This window comes from Actinospineispora spinosispora DSM 44797 (assembly GCF_000429025.1).
GTDB lineage: Bacteria > Actinomycetota > Actinomycetes > Mycobacteriales > Pseudonocardiaceae > Pseudonocardia > Pseudonocardia spinosispora.
In genome coordinates this window covers 1-15,350 of the sequence record NZ_KE386834.1, presented here as the reverse complement: position 1 = coordinate 15,350, position 15,350 = coordinate 1, and the positions used below count along the sequence as shown (strand labels likewise).

The window sequence follows — 15,350 nt, the reverse complement described above, 5'->3', positions numbered from 1 at the left end:
ATTCGCACCCCACTACCGGGTTTCGCGCGCCACCGTCCTCATCGGGGGCGGTACACCGAGCCCCGGTGATCCACTTGTACTACCAGGACAGTGCGCGTTGCCTCATCGATCCGATAGATCACGCGGTATACGCCCCTGCGTGCCGCGAACTTGCCCTTCAACTCGCCGCCCAGCGGTTTACCCACCCGGTGCGGGTTCTCGATCAAGGAACCGGCGATGAACTCGACAACCGCCGCCGCAACGGACTCCGGAAGCAGCTCATGGATCGCGCGAGCGGCCGGGGCCGACAGCCGAAATCGGTACGGCTCGCTCACTTGCGCTTCAACAACGCACGCAATGCGTCGTCACCCTCGATATAGTCGCCGCGCGCCAACGCGGCTTCACCTTCGCGGATGCCCTTCATGGTTTCCGGGTCGCTCAGGATCTCGAGGGTCTCCTCGATCGCCTCGAGGTCCTCGTAGCTGATCAGCACGATCGCGGGCCGCCCGTTACGCGTGACAACGACGCGCTCGTGCTCCTTCTCGGCCCGGTCGACGTACTCGGAGAAGTGGTCCCGGACCGTACGCAGTGGCTCGACAGCGGTCATGGCCACAATTGTGGCACACCGCGCTGACCAGCGCCAACAAAACTGTCGGTGGTGGGTGAGACCCTGCCCGCATGACAACCCAGTACTACACAGCGACCAGTATCGACGGGTTCATCGCCGACGCGGACAACTCGCTCGACTGGTTGCTGCAGTTCGGTGACGGCAGTGGTGACACGTACTCGGCGTTCATCGCCGAGGTGGGCGCGATCGTCATGGGGTCGACGACCTACGAGTGGGTTCTCGAGCATCACGTCAACGCGGACGCGGATCATCCGAGGCCGTGGATGTACGAGCAGCCGACCTGGGTGTTCAGCTCGCGGGAGCTGCCCGGGGTCGAGGGCGCGGACATCCGGTTCGTCCGGGGTGACGTGGTGGCGGTGCACGCGACGATGACCGAGGCGGCGCACGGGAAGAACATCTGGATCGTCGGCGGTGGTGAGCTCGCGGGCCAGTTCCACGACCACGGGCTGCTCGACGAGCTGATCCTGGGTGTCGCGCCGATCGCGCTCGGCGCGGGTGCGCCGCTGCTGCCCCGGGTGATCAGCCATCCGCCGATGCGGCTCACCGATGTGCGGCAGGACGGTCCGTTCGCGCTGCTGACCTACGCGGTTCGCGGCTGACCGGGCGGTCGGTACCGGCCGATGGGCCGGTACCGACCGATGGGCTCAGGTCGCTTCGGAGTGCACGCCGAACACGGCACCGAACGGGTCGGCCAGGGTGGCGATCCGCCCGAACGGCGTGTTCTCGGCGGGTGCGACGACCCGTCCGCCGCCCGCGCCCGCGGCCGCGACCGAGGCGTCGACGTCGGCGACGGAGAAGTAGATCAGCCAGTGTCCGGGTTCGCCGGCCTCGGCGACTCCGATGCCGCCCGCCATCTCGCCGCCGACGGTGAACGCACTGAAGTCGTCGGGAATCTCCGGAACCGGCTGGTATCCGAAGCCGAACACCGCGGCGTAGAAGCGTTTGCCCGCGTCGAGGTCGGTGAGCATGGCGTCTTCCCAGACGAGCGAACCCGGCTCGCCGTAGACCTCCATGCCGACGGCCTTGCGGCCCTCCCACACTCCGAACGCCGCACCGGTGCTGTCCAGCGCGACGGCGATCCGGCCGATCTCGTCGATGTCGGACGGCGGGAGCAGCACGGTGCCGCCGTGCTCGGTGATCAGCTTCGCGGTGGCGTCCGCGTCGTCGGACGCGAAGTAGAGCAGCCAGGCGACCGGCTGGTCCGGGGCCTGCATCGGGCCGATCCCGGCGGCGGAGCGTCCGTCGACCTGACACATCCGGTAGCCGCCGTACTCGTCGTCGGAGCCGGCGAACCGCCAGCCGATCACCGGGCCGTAGAAGGTCAGTGCGGCGTCGACGTCAGGAACCGAGAGATCGACCCAGCCCGGCGTACCGGCAGGCCAGTGGGTATCGCGAACGGGCATGGTTGGCACCTTCCGGGCAGCTGTGGCTTGGGTCACCCATCCAAGCACCGCCCCCCGACAATTCGGTCAGACTTTCGGCACCGGTGCCAGCCGCTCGATCTCGGCGCGGTAGCGGTCGAGGATCACCGGCCGTCGAAGCCTCTGCGTCGGGGTCAGCTCACCGGACCGGGTGCTCCACAACGCGCCCAGCAGCGTCCAGTTCCCGACCTGGTGCGACGCCGGCAGTGTGGCGTTGCCAGCGGCGATCACCCCGGCCACCTCGTCGAGCACCTGTTCCTCTACCGAGGCCTCCTCGGGGCCGCTGACCTCGATACCCCGCTCGACGCACCAGGACTCCCAGGTCAGCGGGTCGAGCGTGACCAGCGCGACCAGTCCGGGCGGCTCCGCGCCGTGCACGAACACCGAACCGATCAGGTCGCTGCTGTGGGCGAGGACGCGCTCCACGTAGTCGGGTGACACGCGTTCACCCGACTCGGTGGTGATCATGTCGCTGGTGCGGCCGAGGATCCGCAGGTAGCCGTCGTCGTCCAGCGAACCGACGTCGCCGGTGTGGAACCAGCCGTCGTCGTCGATCGCCGTCGAGGTGGCGTCGGGCCGGTTGAGGTAACCGGGGGTGATGTTCGGACCGCGCGCGAGGATCTCGCCGTCCGGTGCGATCGTCAGCTCGACCCCAGGCCACGCTCGGCCGACGGTGCCCGGGCGGGGCGCGTCCAGCGGACTCATCGCCAGCATTCCTCCGTCGCAGCTGCCGTAGACGTCGACCAGCGCGAGCCCGAGACCGGTGTAGAAGCTGGACAGGTTCGGGCACATCGACGCCGAGCTCGTCACGGCGAGCACGTGGCGGTCGAGACCCAGCCGCGCGCGAATCCCGGCGTAGACGAGCCGCTCCATGATCGGGTGCAGGATTCGGGTCGGCAGGCACGGTTCGACCTGGTTGAGCGTCGCGGCCCCGGCGGCTTCGGCGACCGACAGCGCCAGCCTGCCCACCATGCGGTAGACCGGGTTCGTGGCGCCGGCGATGTGTGCGCGCACGATGTCGTGCAGCTGCTGGTAGGCCTTCGGTGGGCCGAAGAACAGGTACGGCCGGACCGAGGGCAGCAGGGCCGGTAGCTTCGCCATGTCCCGGACGTAGGTCACCGTGATCGTCTGGACCAACCCCAGGTAGTGCGAGAACATCCGCTCACCGAGGTGCGCGAGCGGAAGGTAGGACACCGTGGTCCAACCGACCGGGATCACGCCGCCGAGGTGGTCCGCGATCTGGTCGGACAGCCCGTCCAGGAGCCAGCGAGCGCCCGCGTGGGTGACGATCGCACCCTTGGGCGGCCCGGTGGTGCCGGACGTGTAGGCGATCGTCAGCACGTCGTCGGGCACGACCGATGCCCGCGCCTCCGCGACCTCCGCGTCCCGGTCGGCCAGCTGGTCGTCGGCGTCCTCGATCCATTTCTCGAAGCGGATCACGCCGTCGGGCGCCGGTTCGTCCGGTGCGAGGTCGAGCACCACGAGGTGGCGCAGGGCGGGCAGCTGCTCACGGATCGACTGCCAGTGGCGCAGCTGTCCGGCGTCCACGATGACCACCGACGCGGCGCAGTCCCGGGCGAGGTAGACGAGCTCGTCGGTGGCGATGCCCCGGAAGAAACTGGTCGGCACTGCCCCGGCGGTGAGCACCCCCATGTCGGCGAGGAGGTGCTCCGCCCGGTTGCCCATGTGCAGACCGACGACATCGCCCCTGCTCACACCGAGGTCGAGCAGTGCCAGCGCGATCGCGCGGGCTCGCCTGCGGTACTGCGACCAGTTCAGCACCCGGTCGCCGTCGACCAGCGCGGTCACACCGGGGTGGTCCTCGGCGTTGCGGTCGAGCACGTCCAGCATCGTCTCCCGGGCCTCACGCCCCGTCGACGGTGCCGTCGAGCCCATTGCCCACCCTTCGGCTCACCCGGTAATTAGTACACTCTACAAGCTCAGAAGAGCGGTGAGTCGGCCAGCTGCGCCTCGTGCAGCGCCTCGATCTCGTGCCCGTACCGCTCCGCGAGAACCGAACGCTTGAGCTTCAGCGTCGGGGTCAGCTCGCCGGCCATGCTCGTCCACAGCTCGTCGACCAGCATCCAGCCCCTGACCTGCTCGAACCGGGAAAGCACGGCGTTGCCGGCCGCGACCGACCGCTCGACCTCGGACCGGACCTGTTCGTGGGAGGCCGCCTCGGCGACCGAGCCGACGGCGAGTCCACGTGCCTCGCACCACGGCCGCCAGCCCATCGGGTCGAGCGCGACCAGCGCCACCAGCGCCGGTCTGCCCTCGCCGTGGACGAACACCGAGCCGATCAGCTCGGACTGGTCGGCGACGGCCTTCTCGACGTTGGCAGGCGAGATGCTCGGCCCGATCGACAGGACGATGATCTCCTTCTTACGACCGATGACCCGCAGGTACCCGTCCGCGTCCAGCGAGCCGAGGTCACCGGTGTGCAGCCACCCGTCGGCGTCGATCGCCTCGGCGGTGGCCTCCGGCCGGTTCAGGTAGCCCGGCGTGACCCCCGGTCCCTTGACCAGGATCTCGCCGTCCTCGGCGATGCGCAGCGCGACGTCGCGCCCTGGCCTGCCCACGGTGCCGAGACGAGGGGCGTCGAACGGGCTCATGGTGATCCGCCCGCTCTCGGTCATGCCGTACACCTCGATGAGCGGGATACCGATGCCCGCGAAGAACATCGACACCTCGGTCGAGATCGGCGCGACGCCGGTGACCGCGAACAGCGTCCGGTCCAGTCCGAGTGCCGCGCGCAGGCGTTGGAAGACGAGCCGTTCCATGAGTGGGTACAGCGCTCGGGTGTGCGCCGGCGTCTCGGTGCGGTCCAGCGCGGCCTGGCCCGCCGAGCGCGCCACGGACAGCGCCACGGCGCCCAGCGCCCGGCGAGCGGGGTTCCTCGACTCGGCCACCCGGGTGTGGATCCCCTGATGGATCCGTTCCCACACCCTCGGCATGCCGAGGAACAGGTACGGCCGGGCGACCGGAAGCACCGCACGCAGCTCCAGCGGATCGCGGACGTAGGTGACGGTCAGCGTCCTGATCAACGCGAGGTAGTGGGAGAAGATCCGTTCGCCCATGTGCGCCAGCGGCAGGTAGGACACGGTGGTCCAGCCGACCGGGATCATTCCGCCGAGGTACTCGGCTGCCTGCAGCGACAGCTCGTCGAGCATCCACCGGGTACCGGCGTGCGTGATGAGCGTGCCCTTGGGCGGACCGGTCGTGCCGGACGTGTACGCGATCGTCAGTACGTCGTCGGGCTGGACCTTCTCCCGCGTCGCGTCGACCTCGGCGCCGCGTTCGGTGAGCGAGTGCTCCGCGTCCTCCACCCAGTGCTCGAACCGCAGCACACCCTGGGGCGTGGGCTCGTCGGGGCACAGGTCGAGAGCGACGACGTGCCGCAGGGAGGGCACCCTGCCGCGGATGGCCTGCCATCGGGGCAGCTGGTCGGCGTCGACGATGACGACCGTGACCGCACAGTCCGTCGCCAGGTACACCAGCAGCTCGTCGCTGACCTGCAGGTAGAAGCTCGCCGGAGTGGCGCCCGCCATCAACGCGCCCACGTCGGACAGCACGTGCTCGGCGCGGTTGCACAGGTGCAGGCCGACGACCTCGCCCCGGCCGACACCGAGATCGAGCAGCCCGAGCGCGATCGCTCTGGCGCGCTGCCGGTACTGCGACCAGTTCAGCAGGTTCGCACCGTCGACGGTCGCGGTGACACCCGGATGCTCCAGCGCGTTCCGATCGACCGCGTCCAGGATCGTCTCCTGGACGGGACGCTGCCCCCTCGACCCCACTGATCCACCTATTGGCCGGTACGCCGCACGAGGTCGGCACACGTCCTCTACAAGTAGTGCACTCTACAAGGAGACGAGGCGGATCGCGCTGGTCAAACGTGCCCGAATCGGGGGAATCGTTCTACCCATCGCCCCATTTCTCTATGATGTTGTCGTCGTAGAGCTCCTCGATCTCCTCCCGGTAGCGCTCACTGACCACCGGGCGTTTGAGCTTCATGGTCGGGGTCAGCTCGCCGGTGAACGTCGTCCAGAGCTCGTCGATGAGCGTCCAGCCGCGGATCTGCTCGTTGCGCGACAACGTCGCATTGGCCCTGCCGATCGCCCTCGCCAGCTCCAGCCGCACCCTGCCGTTGGACACCGCCTCCGCGACCGTGGCGACCCGGATACCACGCGATCGGCACCACGCCTCCCAGCTCATCGCATCGAGCGTGATCAGCGCGACGAGACAGGGCTTGCCGTCCCCGTGCACGGAGACCGTGCCGATCAGGTCCGACTGTTTGGCTATGACGTCCTCGATGTAGTTGGGCGACAGGCTGACACCGGTCGACAGAACGATGATCTCCTTCTTACGACCGACGATCCGTAGGTAACCGTGGTCGTCGATCACCCCGATGTCGCCGGTGAGCAGCCAACCCGCCGCATCGAACGCCGCCGCTGTCTCCGAGGGCTTGTTGAGGTAGCCGGGAGTCACCCCGGGACCCCGGACCAGAATTTCCCCGTCCCGGGCGAGGCTCAGCTCGGTGCCCCGGCAGGTCTTGCCGACCGTGCCCAGCCGAGGCGCGTCGAACGGGCTGACCGTGATGAGCGGCGCCTCGGTCATCCCGTAGACCTCGGTGATCGGGAGCCCGATCCCGGCGAAGAACGCCGACACCTCGGTGGGCATCGGGGTCCCGCCGCTCACCGCGAACCTCGCACGATCCAGACCGAGTGCCGCGCGCAGCCGGGGGAAGAGCACCCGGTCCATGAGCGGCAGCAGCAGCCGAGCGGTGACCGACATGGGGGTGCCGTCGAGCTGGGACTGACCGGCCTGGGTGGCCACGGAGACGGCGGCCCTGCCCAGCATCCGCCGGAACGGGTTCCTCGACTCGAGCGCCCTGCTCCGGATCGTCCACAGGACCCTCTCCCACACCCTGGTCACGCCGAGAAACAGGTACGGCCGAGCGACACGCAGCACGGTGGGCAGCTGCAGCGGATCGCGGACGTAGGTCACGGTGAATGCCCTGAGCACCGCGAGATAGTGCGCGAACGAGCGTTCACCGAGATGCGCGAGCGGAAGGTAGGACACCATGGTCCAGCCCACCGGAATGACCCCACCGAGGTGCTCCGCGGCCAGGTTGGACAGCTCCGTCAGTGAGGAGCACACGCCGGCATGAGTGACGAGTGTGCCCTTCGGCGGACCGGTGGTACCCGACGTGTAGACGATCGTCGCCAGGTCGTCGGGCCGGACGCGGGCGCGGATCGTGTCGACCTCGTGCCCACGACGGTCCAGCGCGAACTCGGCGTTCTCCACCAGCAGCTCGAACCGAAGCACACCGAGTGGCAGCGGCCGCCCCGGCTCGAGCCCGACCACCACCAGGTGGCGCAGCGCCGGCAGCTGGCGCCAGATCACCTGCCAGCGCGGCAGCTGGTCGGCATCGATGACGACCACCGGGACCGCGCAGTCCCGCGCCATGTACATCAGCAGTTCATCGGTGATCGTCAGATAGAAGCTCGCGGGGACCGCACCGGCCATCAGCGCCCCGACGTCCGACAGCACGTGTTCGGCGCGGTTGCACATGTGCAGACCGACGACCGCACCACGTTCCACACCGAGATCGAGCAGCGCGAGGGCGATGGCGCGAGCTCGTCGACGGTACTGCGACCAGTTCGTCAGGCTGTCGCCGTCCACCACGGCGGTGACACCGGGGTGGTGCTGGGCGTTGCGATCGACCGCATCGAGAATGGTTTTGTCGATCGGATGAGACATGGGCGACGACTGCTTCAGATCCACTGATTTCACCCACCGTGCCGGAAACCCGACAGACAGACCGACTCACCACGAACTTGGGACACTCTACCGAACTATGATATCACGATATTTAAGGTTGATCTCGCCTGTGAACGGCCACTGATTGCGCACATCGGGAAGTCAGCGGGGGCTCGATGCGTTGCACCCTGAGTGGCGCGCTTCGACATCCCTTTTTCCGTACTGGATCTTGCCGTGATCGGCTCCGGCTCGCACGCCGGCGCGGCGCTGAACGGCAGCATCGAGCTGGCCCGGCGCACCGAGCAGCTGGGCTACCGGCGGTTCTGGGTGGCCGAACACCACAACATGCCGGGCATCGCCAGCTCCGCGCCGCCGGTGCTGATCGCACACCTCGCGGCGGCGACCAGCACGCTGCGGGTCGGCTCGGGTGGCGTGATGCTGCCCAACCACGCGCCGCTGGTGGTCGCCGAACAGTTCGGCATGCTTGAGGCACTGCACCCGGGTCGCGTCGATCTGGGCATCGGGCGCGCGCCCGGCACCGACCCGGTCACCGCGCAGGCGCTGCGCCGTACCGCGAACGCGCTGTCGGTCGACGACTTCCCTGAGGAGCTGACCGCTCTGATGGGCTATTTCACCGGGCCGAGCGAGCGCGGGGTGAACGCCGTGCCCGCGATGGGCAACCCGCCCGACGTGTGGCTGCTCGGCTCCAGCGGCTACAGCGCCCAGGTCGCCGGCCTGCTCGGCCTGCCGTTCGCGTTCGCCCACCACTTCAGCGCGGCGAACACGCTGCCCGCCCTCGCGCTCTACCGCGAGCGGTTCCGCCCGTCGGCGCGGCTCAAGGAGCCCTACGCGATGGTGTGCGCCTCGGTGGTCGCCGCCGAGGACGACGACCGCGCCCGCTACCTCGCGGGCCCCGGCGGACTGTCGTTCCTGCAGCTGCGGCAGGGCAAACCCGGGCTCATGCCGACACCCGAGGACGCCGCCGCGTACGCCTACAACGAGACCGAGAAGGCGTTCGTCGCGGACCGCATGTCCAACCAGATCATCGGCGGGCCGGACACTGTCCTCAAGGGGATCACGTCGCTACTGGAACAGACCCAGGCCGACGAGCTGATGGTCGCCACCATGGTTCACGACCCGGCGGACGGACGGCGCAGCTACGAGCTGGTGGCGGAGCTCGCCGAGCTGTCGCCTCCCGGCAGTGACGCCGCGTAGAGCTCCCGTTTCGGTACCCCGGAACCGGCCGCGACCTCACTGACCGCATCCTTGAGTCGCTGCCCACCCTCCACCCGCTCGTGGACCATGGCGACCAGGGTGTCCAGCGCGGCGACCACCGGCTCGGCGCCGGCCAGCACCACGGTGATCTCGCCGCGCACCTCCTCCGCCGCCGCCCACTCGGCGAGCTCGCCCACCGAGCCACGCAGGACCTGCTCGTAGGTCTTGGTGAGCTCACGGCAGACCGCGGCGCGACGGTCGGCGCCCAGTACGTCGACCGCGTCGGCGAGAGTGGTGGCGAGTCTCCTCGGCGACTCGAAGAACACCGACGCGCGTTCCTCGGTGGCCAGTGCGGTCAGCCAGCGGCGCCGTTCGCCGGGGCGCCTCGGGGCGAATCCCTCGAAGCAGAACCGTTCGCAGGGCAGGCCGGACAGGACGAGCGCCGTCGTCACCGCCGAGGGGCCCGGGAGGCAAGTGATCGGCAGATCCGCTTCGACGCATGCGCTGACCAGGCGGTATCCGGGGTCGGACACCGATGGCATGCCGGCGTCGGTCACCACCAGGACGGTCTGACCCTCACGGATCGCGTCGACCAGCATGGGAGCTCGGGACGCCTCGACCGCGTCGTAATGGCTCACGATCCGGCCGGTGACCGTGACGTCGAGCGCCGAGGCAAGGTGCCGCAGCCGCCTGGTGTCCTCCGCGGCGATCACGTCGGCCTGCCCCAGTGCCGCCACCAGGCGGGCCGACGCATCGCCCGGGTCGCCGAGCGGGGTGGCGGCAAGCAGCAGTCGCCCGCTCGGTTCACTGTCCACCGCCGCAGCCTATGCGTTGACCCCTGGGGCGACGTCGCAGAGCTTCGTGTCGTGTCGCAGACGCTGCAGTCTCTGCGACGCGACAGCTTGCTCTGCGAAGTCGCACCGGTGCGACTTCGCAGAGCCCCGCACGACCGACGTCGGGGCAGCAAATAGAGTCACCCGCGATGGTTTCTGTTGGGGATCGGCCGGCGCGGGCCGGCGCTGTGCCGGTCGGGCGTCGGCCGGCCACCAGCGCGCCGGGGCCGACCTTGGGCGTGCGGTTCCCCGTCGAGCGGCCCATGCCCACCGATCGGCTGCGCAGCTGGTTGCTGGCGATCCTGCTGGCGTTCATCGGCGGGATTCTGCGGTTCTACCGTCTGGGTTTCCCCTCCGACCACGGCACTCCGGTCTTCGACGAGAAGCACTACGTGCCGCAGGCCTGGCAGATGCTGCGCAACTTCGGGGTGGAGGACAACCCGGGGTTCGAGCTCGTGGTGCATCCGCCGCTGGCCAAGCAGCTGATCGCGCTCGGCGAGTGGGTGTGGGGCTACGACTCGATGGGGTGGCGGGTCAGCGCGGCCGTCGCGGGCACGGTGTGTGTGCTGCTCGTCGTCCGGATCGCGCGCCGGCTCACCCGCTCGACGATGTTCGGTGTCGTCGCGGGTGCGTTGTTCCTGTGCGACGGGGTCAGTTTCGTACAGTCCCGGATGGGGATGCTCGACATCTTCCTCACCGTGTTCGTGCTCGCCTCGTTCGGCGCGATGGTGCTGGACCGCGACGATGTGCGCGCCCGAATGGCGGTGGTCGTCGCCGAGGGACGGGTCGGGGTCAGCCCGTTCGGGCCCCGGCTGGGGGTGCGCTGGTGGCGGTTCACCGCGGGCGTGCTGATCGGGATGGCGTGCGCGGTCAAGTGGTCCGGCGTGTACTGGGTCGCCGCGTTCGGTGTGCTGTCGCTCGGCTGGGACGTCGCTGCCCGGCGCGCGGCGGGGGTGCGCAGACCATGGCTCGGGGTGTGGGTGCGGGACGTCGGACCGGCGCTGTGGGCGTTGGCCGCGATCCCGATCCTGACCTACCTCGCCGGCTGGTGGGCGTGGTTCGCCAGCGAGACCGGGGTCGACCGCCACGAGGTCGGCCAGGAGATCGGCGTCGGGGGCCCGTTCTCGTTCATGCCGGACGCGCTGCGGTCGCTGTGGTACTACAGCGGCCACGTGCTGTCCTTCCACGCGAACCTGACAACGTCGACGTCCGCGCCGCATCCGTGGGAGTCCAAGCCGTGGGCGTGGCCGATGAGCCTGCGCCCGATGCTGTACTACCTGAACAACTCCGACCAGACGTGCGGCGCGAAGGACTGTGTGAGCGCCACGATGCTGGTCGGCACACCCGCGCTGTGGTGGGCGAGCCCGCTCGCGCTCGTGTGGGCGGTGTGGCGGACGGTCACCCGCTTCGACTGGCGGCACGTGGCGATCATGGTCGGCTACGGCGCCGGGTACCTGCCGTGGTTCCTGGACATCGACCGCCAGATGTACTACTTCTACGCGACGCCGATGGCACCGTTCCTGATCTTCGGCCTCACGCTGATGCTGGGTGACGTCCTCGGTCCGGCGCTCGCCGGCACCGAGCGGCGAGCCACCGGCCTACTGATCATCTCGCTGTACGTCGGCCTCGCGGTCGCCAACTTCGCCTGGCTATGGCCGATCATGGTCGGCGATTCCATCACCTCGGCCCACTGGGACGCCGAGATGTGGCTGCCCTCCTGGCGCTGAGTCCCGGTCGAGCTCCTTCAGCATGAACCAGCTGGTGACCGCGATGTAGCCGCCCCAGATCACGACAGGCATGTAGAACGCCAGCAGACCGTGGTACGCGAACGGGCCGCTCTTGAAGAACGCCGGGCCCGCCGCGCAGACCAGCGCGAACGCGCCAAGGAAGGTGAGCCAGGTGAACCAGCGCGGGACCATCGGCCGGGGACGATCGTCCATCAGCTCCACGACCCCGGTCGCGGCCATCTCCAGCGCCAGATAGATCCAGCCGAGCAGGAACGCGAACCAGGCCCAGTCGTACCAGGACTGGATGACGTCGGCGCCGGTCTCGGGACGATACGCGGTGACGATCCACGCGCAGCAGTTGAAGAAGACGATGAGTGAGATGAACGCCCCGCACACCGCGGTCGTGATCGACCAGAGCGGATAGCGTCCTTCGATCTTCGACAGCATGATGCCGAACGCGACCGAACCGGGGGTGAGCAGCCCCGCGGCGACGTAGAAGATCGAGCAACCGATGAGCGTGCCCCATTTGTGGGTGTCGCCGAACCACATCTTCGTCGCCTCGAGGCCCAGGTCGGCCCGTGCCGGTGCCCAGAAGTGCGCGATGCCCAGCCAGCCGATGGCGGTGAGCGCCACGAAGACCCAGTTGCACCACAGACCGATCTTCTGGGAGATCACTCGCTCACCAGGCTGCACGACTGCCTCATCTCCATCGATGTTTACGATGGAAAATAATGACCTCTAGAGCTTCGCGCAACCACCGGATCAGCGGCGGTGCCTGCCGACCCCGTCCGGCGCGGCCGCCATCACCGGCCCGTCCTCGACGGTCAGAGCCTTGCCGTAGACCAGCTGACCGTCCGGAGCGTCGGGAGCCGACGACTCCACGCGGTAGCCGCTGACCTCCAGCAGCGCGCGAACCGCCTGGGCGCCGCGCGGGACACGGGCGACGCCCGAGGTGTAACCGTCATCGACGGCGCAGCGCTCCAGCTCGCCGAGGATCGTCCTGGCCAGCCCGGCGCGTTGCGCGCCGGGGCGGACGTACATGCTGGCGAACTCCACCACCGTCTCGTCCGCGCCGGTCAGCCGCCGGTAGCCGCCGCAGCCAGCGGGCTGCCCGCGCACATAGGCCAACATGAAGAGACCGTCGTTCGCCTCGGCGAACCCGAGGACCTCCGCACCGGACAATTCGGGGAAACCCACCATGCCCTGAAGTAGAACGGGGTTGTCGCGGTCGACGGGGACGACCCGCAACACGACCTCACCCTGTTCGGACTCCACAATTCCCCATCCTGCATGTCAGAAGACCGGTGACAGTACGACATGCCCTATCGGTACGCATACGGTCGTGGGCAATCGGTAACCGGTTGGTGCGCCAACGAAGGTTGACTCAGTCCTCCAGCTCCTTGCGGTACAACAACCGTCCGCCGCCCCCCTCAGCGCCGTCGAACCGGTGATAACCGAGGTACTCGTACAGGCCCTGCGCCGCGCGCTGGTTGGCCCCGACAGGGAGCACTCCCCAGCGGTAGTCGTCGTCCAGCGCACGCTCCTCCAGCTCACTGAGCAGCGCGCGCCCGATTCCGGTGCGTCGGGCGGCCGGCCCGACGTACAACCTGACGAACTCGACCGTCGCACCGGTGGAGTCGCCCTCGAACGTCTGATATCCGCCCGAGGCCGCTGCCCGGCCATTGACGTAGGCGACGACGAATACACCTCGGTTCTCCGGCAACAACTCCTTGCCGGGAGGCGGCTGAAGGTCGGGGTGTGTCGGCAGCTCGTCGTGCGCCGCCTTCACTAAGGGCAGCAGCGGACCGGCGTGAGCGGCGTCGTAGTCCTCAGCGCGAAACTCCACGTCCACCGCAGCCTGCCCTGACTCGTCTGGCACACTCAATTTATATCGCACGACCTAACGAGCGTACAGTTGGGAATTGCGGGCCGATATCAATTATATCGCCGTTCAGCGACTGTAACCAGCCAAAGAGCCATTCCACTGAGCAATAATCCGAGTACCGCACTCATTGTCAATACGGACAGTGATGGTTCTGGACCGTTCAGCGTCACGATCGATACGCCGACCGGGGGGAGCCACGGCTGGGTGATCGTCGCCAGAACGGTCAGGCCGATCAGTACCGCGCTCCACCCGATCCGACTGACGCGAGGCCGTCCGAACACGAGGCCGAGCGCCGTGCCGGTACCGGCGGCCGCGACGTGCACCAACACTCCCACCAGCACCATCCTGGCCGAATAGGCATAGGACACGCTGCCCAGCGGCACCAGCGGTCGAAGTACCGCACAGGCCATGAGGACCGCGTCGCCGACCAGACAGGTGAGCAACACGCCGGCCTGCAAGCGCCACCAGCCACCCGACGCCGCCACCGTCGCCTGCCGCCCGACCGACTCCTCGGTATTACTCACAGTTATGGCAAGCCAGGCACTGATCGGGTACAGCAGGCCCGCGCTTGCCGCCCACGGCTGAGGCGGTGGTCCGGGGCCGCCTCCCATCAACACCGCGACCGCGGCCAGGTACGCGAGCAGCGGCACGAGGAAACGCTGGGACCGCAGCAGGTCGGCCATGAGATATCGGGTGACCGCGAGCGTTCTCGTCAGTGCTATCGGTGCCCTCATCCGGGCCCACTGAGTCGGCCGTCCACGCCGGATGCGGCGTGGACGTCTCCTCCTCGATCGGCGCCAATCGGCCTTCGGCCAGCCGAAAGCGCTGCCCACCCAGCTGCGCGGCCAGCCCGGTGTGGTCGGTGACCAGCACCGCGACACCGCTTCGGCCAGGCGTTCAATCAGTACCGGAGCGACCGCCCGGTCGAGCCCCGACCAGGGTTCGTCGAGCACCACCAGTCCACTGCCGCCGCACAGAGCGCCGACGAGCGCAACCTTCTGAGCGTTGCCCTTCGACAGCTGGGCCATCGGAGCGGACGGGTCACCGGTGAATCGCAGACGCTCGAGCAGGTCCGGTCGCGGACTCCACGACCGGACCGCGCGCCGGGCACCCGTGCAGCGCGGCCGTCCGCCGTAGATACCCGGAAGCGGACAGCCGCAACCTGGCGAGGAACCGGTCGGGGACGTACCCCACCGAAGGTGGAAGTCCCAGCACCCGACCCTCGGACGGTGCCGCGACACCCGCGGCGGTCCGCAGCAGTGTCGACTTGCCGCACCCGTTGGCGCCGAGCACCACCGTCAGCTCACCGGTCGGCAACCGCAGCGTGACGTCACGCAGCACCGTATGGCCTCGATAACGTTCGGCCACGTTGAGCAGGTGCGTCGAGTGCCTAGGCACGACTCACCCAAGTCCTCGAACGCGCCACAGCCCTCGTGCTCCTCATATCCCGACGACCGCGACCACCCCAACCTTGTGAGTGCTGAGGCCGTCTACCGCGAAGCGGCGCGAAGCGTAGCCGGTCTTGCCACTCACGACACGCTTTTCGTCGTGAGTGGCAAGACCGGCTATAGGCGGCCTCAGCACTCACAAGGTTTCGGGGGCTGCGGCTTTGGTCTTCGGGCTGCTGGCTGCGGCTTCGGTCTTGTGAGCTGCTGGCTGCGGCGGTTTGGTTTTCGGGCTGCGCCCGGGGGCTTTTACTGAGGGGGCTGCCGCCCCGAGCCGCACCGCAGGGCCCTGGGGGCCCTGTGGTGCGGCTCGGGTTGCCCATGAAGTCCCTTCTGGCCGCGTTGTGTGGGTGGTCGGGGTGGGTCTGATCGCGGTGTTCTGGCTGTGACCGTTTGCCGCTGGTGGGGGTTTGTTGACTGGTTGACCTGCTGATTTCCTGGTTTTGTCGGTGTTCGA

At 68.6% G+C, this 15,350-nt stretch carries 15 protein-coding genes; 3 read left to right on the top strand and 12 right to left on the bottom strand.

What is annotated here, in order from left to right; genetic code table 11:
* Positions 1 to 38: 38 nt before the first annotated feature.
* Together G406_RS59450 and G406_RS0129450 are read right to left on the bottom strand one after the other, a co-directional pair.
* Positions 39 to 314: a type II toxin-antitoxin system RelE family toxin gene (locus tag G406_RS59450; RefSeq protein ID WP_028936562.1), complete on the bottom strand. Its 276-nt coding sequence runs from the start codon at positions 312 to 314 to the stop codon at positions 39 to 41.
* On the bottom strand, positions 311 to 586 hold the full coding sequence (locus G406_RS0129450) for a type II toxin-antitoxin system Phd/YefM family antitoxin (protein WP_028936561.1): 276 nt from the start codon (positions 584 to 586) through the stop codon (positions 311 to 313). The genes G406_RS59450 and G406_RS0129450 overlap by 4 nt, the downstream gene beginning before the upstream one ends.
* Before the next feature lie 71 nt (positions 587 to 657).
* Between G406_RS0129450 and G406_RS0129445 the strand changes: the two genes are divergently transcribed.
* Positions 658 to 1,206 (top strand): dihydrofolate reductase family protein, encoded by a 549-nt coding sequence (locus G406_RS0129445; RefSeq protein WP_028936560.1) that lies wholly within the window; start codon positions 658 to 660, stop codon positions 1,204 to 1,206.
* Positions 1,207 to 1,251: 45 nt separating this feature from the next.
* On the opposite strand, the gene G406_RS0129440 is transcribed toward G406_RS0129445, so the two are convergent.
* The 4 genes from G406_RS0129440 to G406_RS50705 form a co-directional block, all read right to left on the bottom strand.
* Positions 1,252 to 2,010 carry a VOC family protein gene (locus G406_RS0129440; RefSeq protein ID WP_028936559.1) on the bottom strand — a complete coding sequence of 253 codons (759 nt, stop codon included), beginning with the start codon at positions 2,008 to 2,010 and terminating at the stop codon, positions 1,252 to 1,254.
* A gap of 66 nt (positions 2,011 to 2,076) precedes the next feature.
* Positions 2,077 to 3,924, bottom strand: a complete 1,848-nt coding sequence (locus G406_RS0129435) for an AMP-dependent synthetase/ligase (protein ID WP_028936558.1) — start codon at positions 3,922 to 3,924, stop codon at positions 2,077 to 2,079.
* 44 nt (positions 3,925 to 3,968) lie between these two features.
* Entirely contained in the window at positions 3,969 to 5,822 is a 1,854-nt protein-coding gene (locus G406_RS0129430) for an AMP-dependent synthetase/ligase (RefSeq protein ID WP_051342868.1), read from the bottom strand.
* Positions 5,823 to 5,943: 121 nt separating this feature from the next.
* Positions 5,944 to 7,788, bottom strand: a complete 1,845-nt coding sequence (locus tag G406_RS50705; RefSeq protein ID WP_051342867.1) for an AMP-dependent synthetase/ligase — start codon at positions 7,786 to 7,788, stop codon at positions 5,944 to 5,946.
* Between the two features lie 192 nt (positions 7,789 to 7,980).
* Here G406_RS50705 and G406_RS0129420 point away from each other — a divergent pair, with 192 nt between their 5' ends.
* Positions 7,981 to 9,003 carry an LLM class flavin-dependent oxidoreductase gene (locus G406_RS0129420; RefSeq protein WP_028936556.1) on the top strand — a complete coding sequence of 341 codons (1,023 nt, stop codon included), beginning with the start codon at positions 7,981 to 7,983 and terminating at the stop codon, positions 9,001 to 9,003.
* Here G406_RS0129420 and rsmI read toward each other — a convergent pair.
* Positions 8,946 to 9,818, bottom strand: coding sequence for a 16S rRNA (cytidine(1402)-2'-O)-methyltransferase (gene rsmI / locus G406_RS50700; protein WP_037079320.1), 873 nt, complete (start codon positions 9,816 to 9,818; stop codon positions 8,946 to 8,948). The genes G406_RS0129420 and rsmI overlap by 58 nt on opposite strands.
* Before the next feature lie 167 nt (positions 9,819 to 9,985).
* Here rsmI and G406_RS0129410 point away from each other — a divergent pair, with 167 nt between their 5' ends.
* The gene (locus G406_RS0129410) at positions 9,986 to 11,563 is read left to right on the top strand and encodes a dolichyl-phosphate-mannose--protein mannosyltransferase (protein ID WP_028936555.1); all 1,578 of its coding nucleotides are present in this window, start codon (positions 9,986 to 9,988) and stop codon (positions 11,561 to 11,563) included.
* Here the strand turns inward: G406_RS0129410 and G406_RS50695 are convergent.
* The 5 genes from G406_RS50695 to G406_RS59095 all read right to left on the bottom strand — a co-directional run bounded on the left by G406_RS50695 (position 11,486) and on the right by G406_RS59095 (position 14,846).
* Complete coding sequence (locus G406_RS50695) at positions 11,486 to 12,256, bottom strand: hypothetical protein (protein ID WP_051342866.1); 771 nt, start codon at positions 12,254 to 12,256, stop codon at positions 11,486 to 11,488. The genes G406_RS0129410 and G406_RS50695 overlap by 78 nt on opposite strands.
* 69 nt (positions 12,257 to 12,325) lie before the next feature.
* Positions 12,326 to 12,838 carry a GNAT family N-acetyltransferase gene (locus G406_RS50690; protein ID WP_037079318.1) on the bottom strand — a complete coding sequence of 171 codons (513 nt, stop codon included), beginning with the start codon at positions 12,836 to 12,838 and terminating at the stop codon, positions 12,326 to 12,328.
* A 109-nt stretch (positions 12,839 to 12,947) separates the two neighbouring features.
* Positions 12,948 to 13,409, bottom strand: a complete 462-nt coding sequence (locus tag G406_RS50685; protein WP_169736813.1) for a GNAT family N-acetyltransferase — start codon at positions 13,407 to 13,409, stop codon at positions 12,948 to 12,950.
* A gap of 89 nt (positions 13,410 to 13,498) precedes the next feature.
* Positions 13,499 to 14,476, bottom strand: a complete 978-nt coding sequence (locus tag G406_RS57380; protein WP_169736812.1) for a hypothetical protein — start codon at positions 14,474 to 14,476, stop codon at positions 13,499 to 13,501.
* A gap of 13 nt (positions 14,477 to 14,489) precedes the next feature.
* Positions 14,490 to 14,846, bottom strand: a complete 357-nt coding sequence (locus G406_RS59095; RefSeq protein WP_084216467.1) for an ATP-binding cassette domain-containing protein — start codon at positions 14,844 to 14,846, stop codon at positions 14,490 to 14,492.
* Between the last annotated feature and the right edge of the window lie 504 nt (positions 14,847 to 15,350).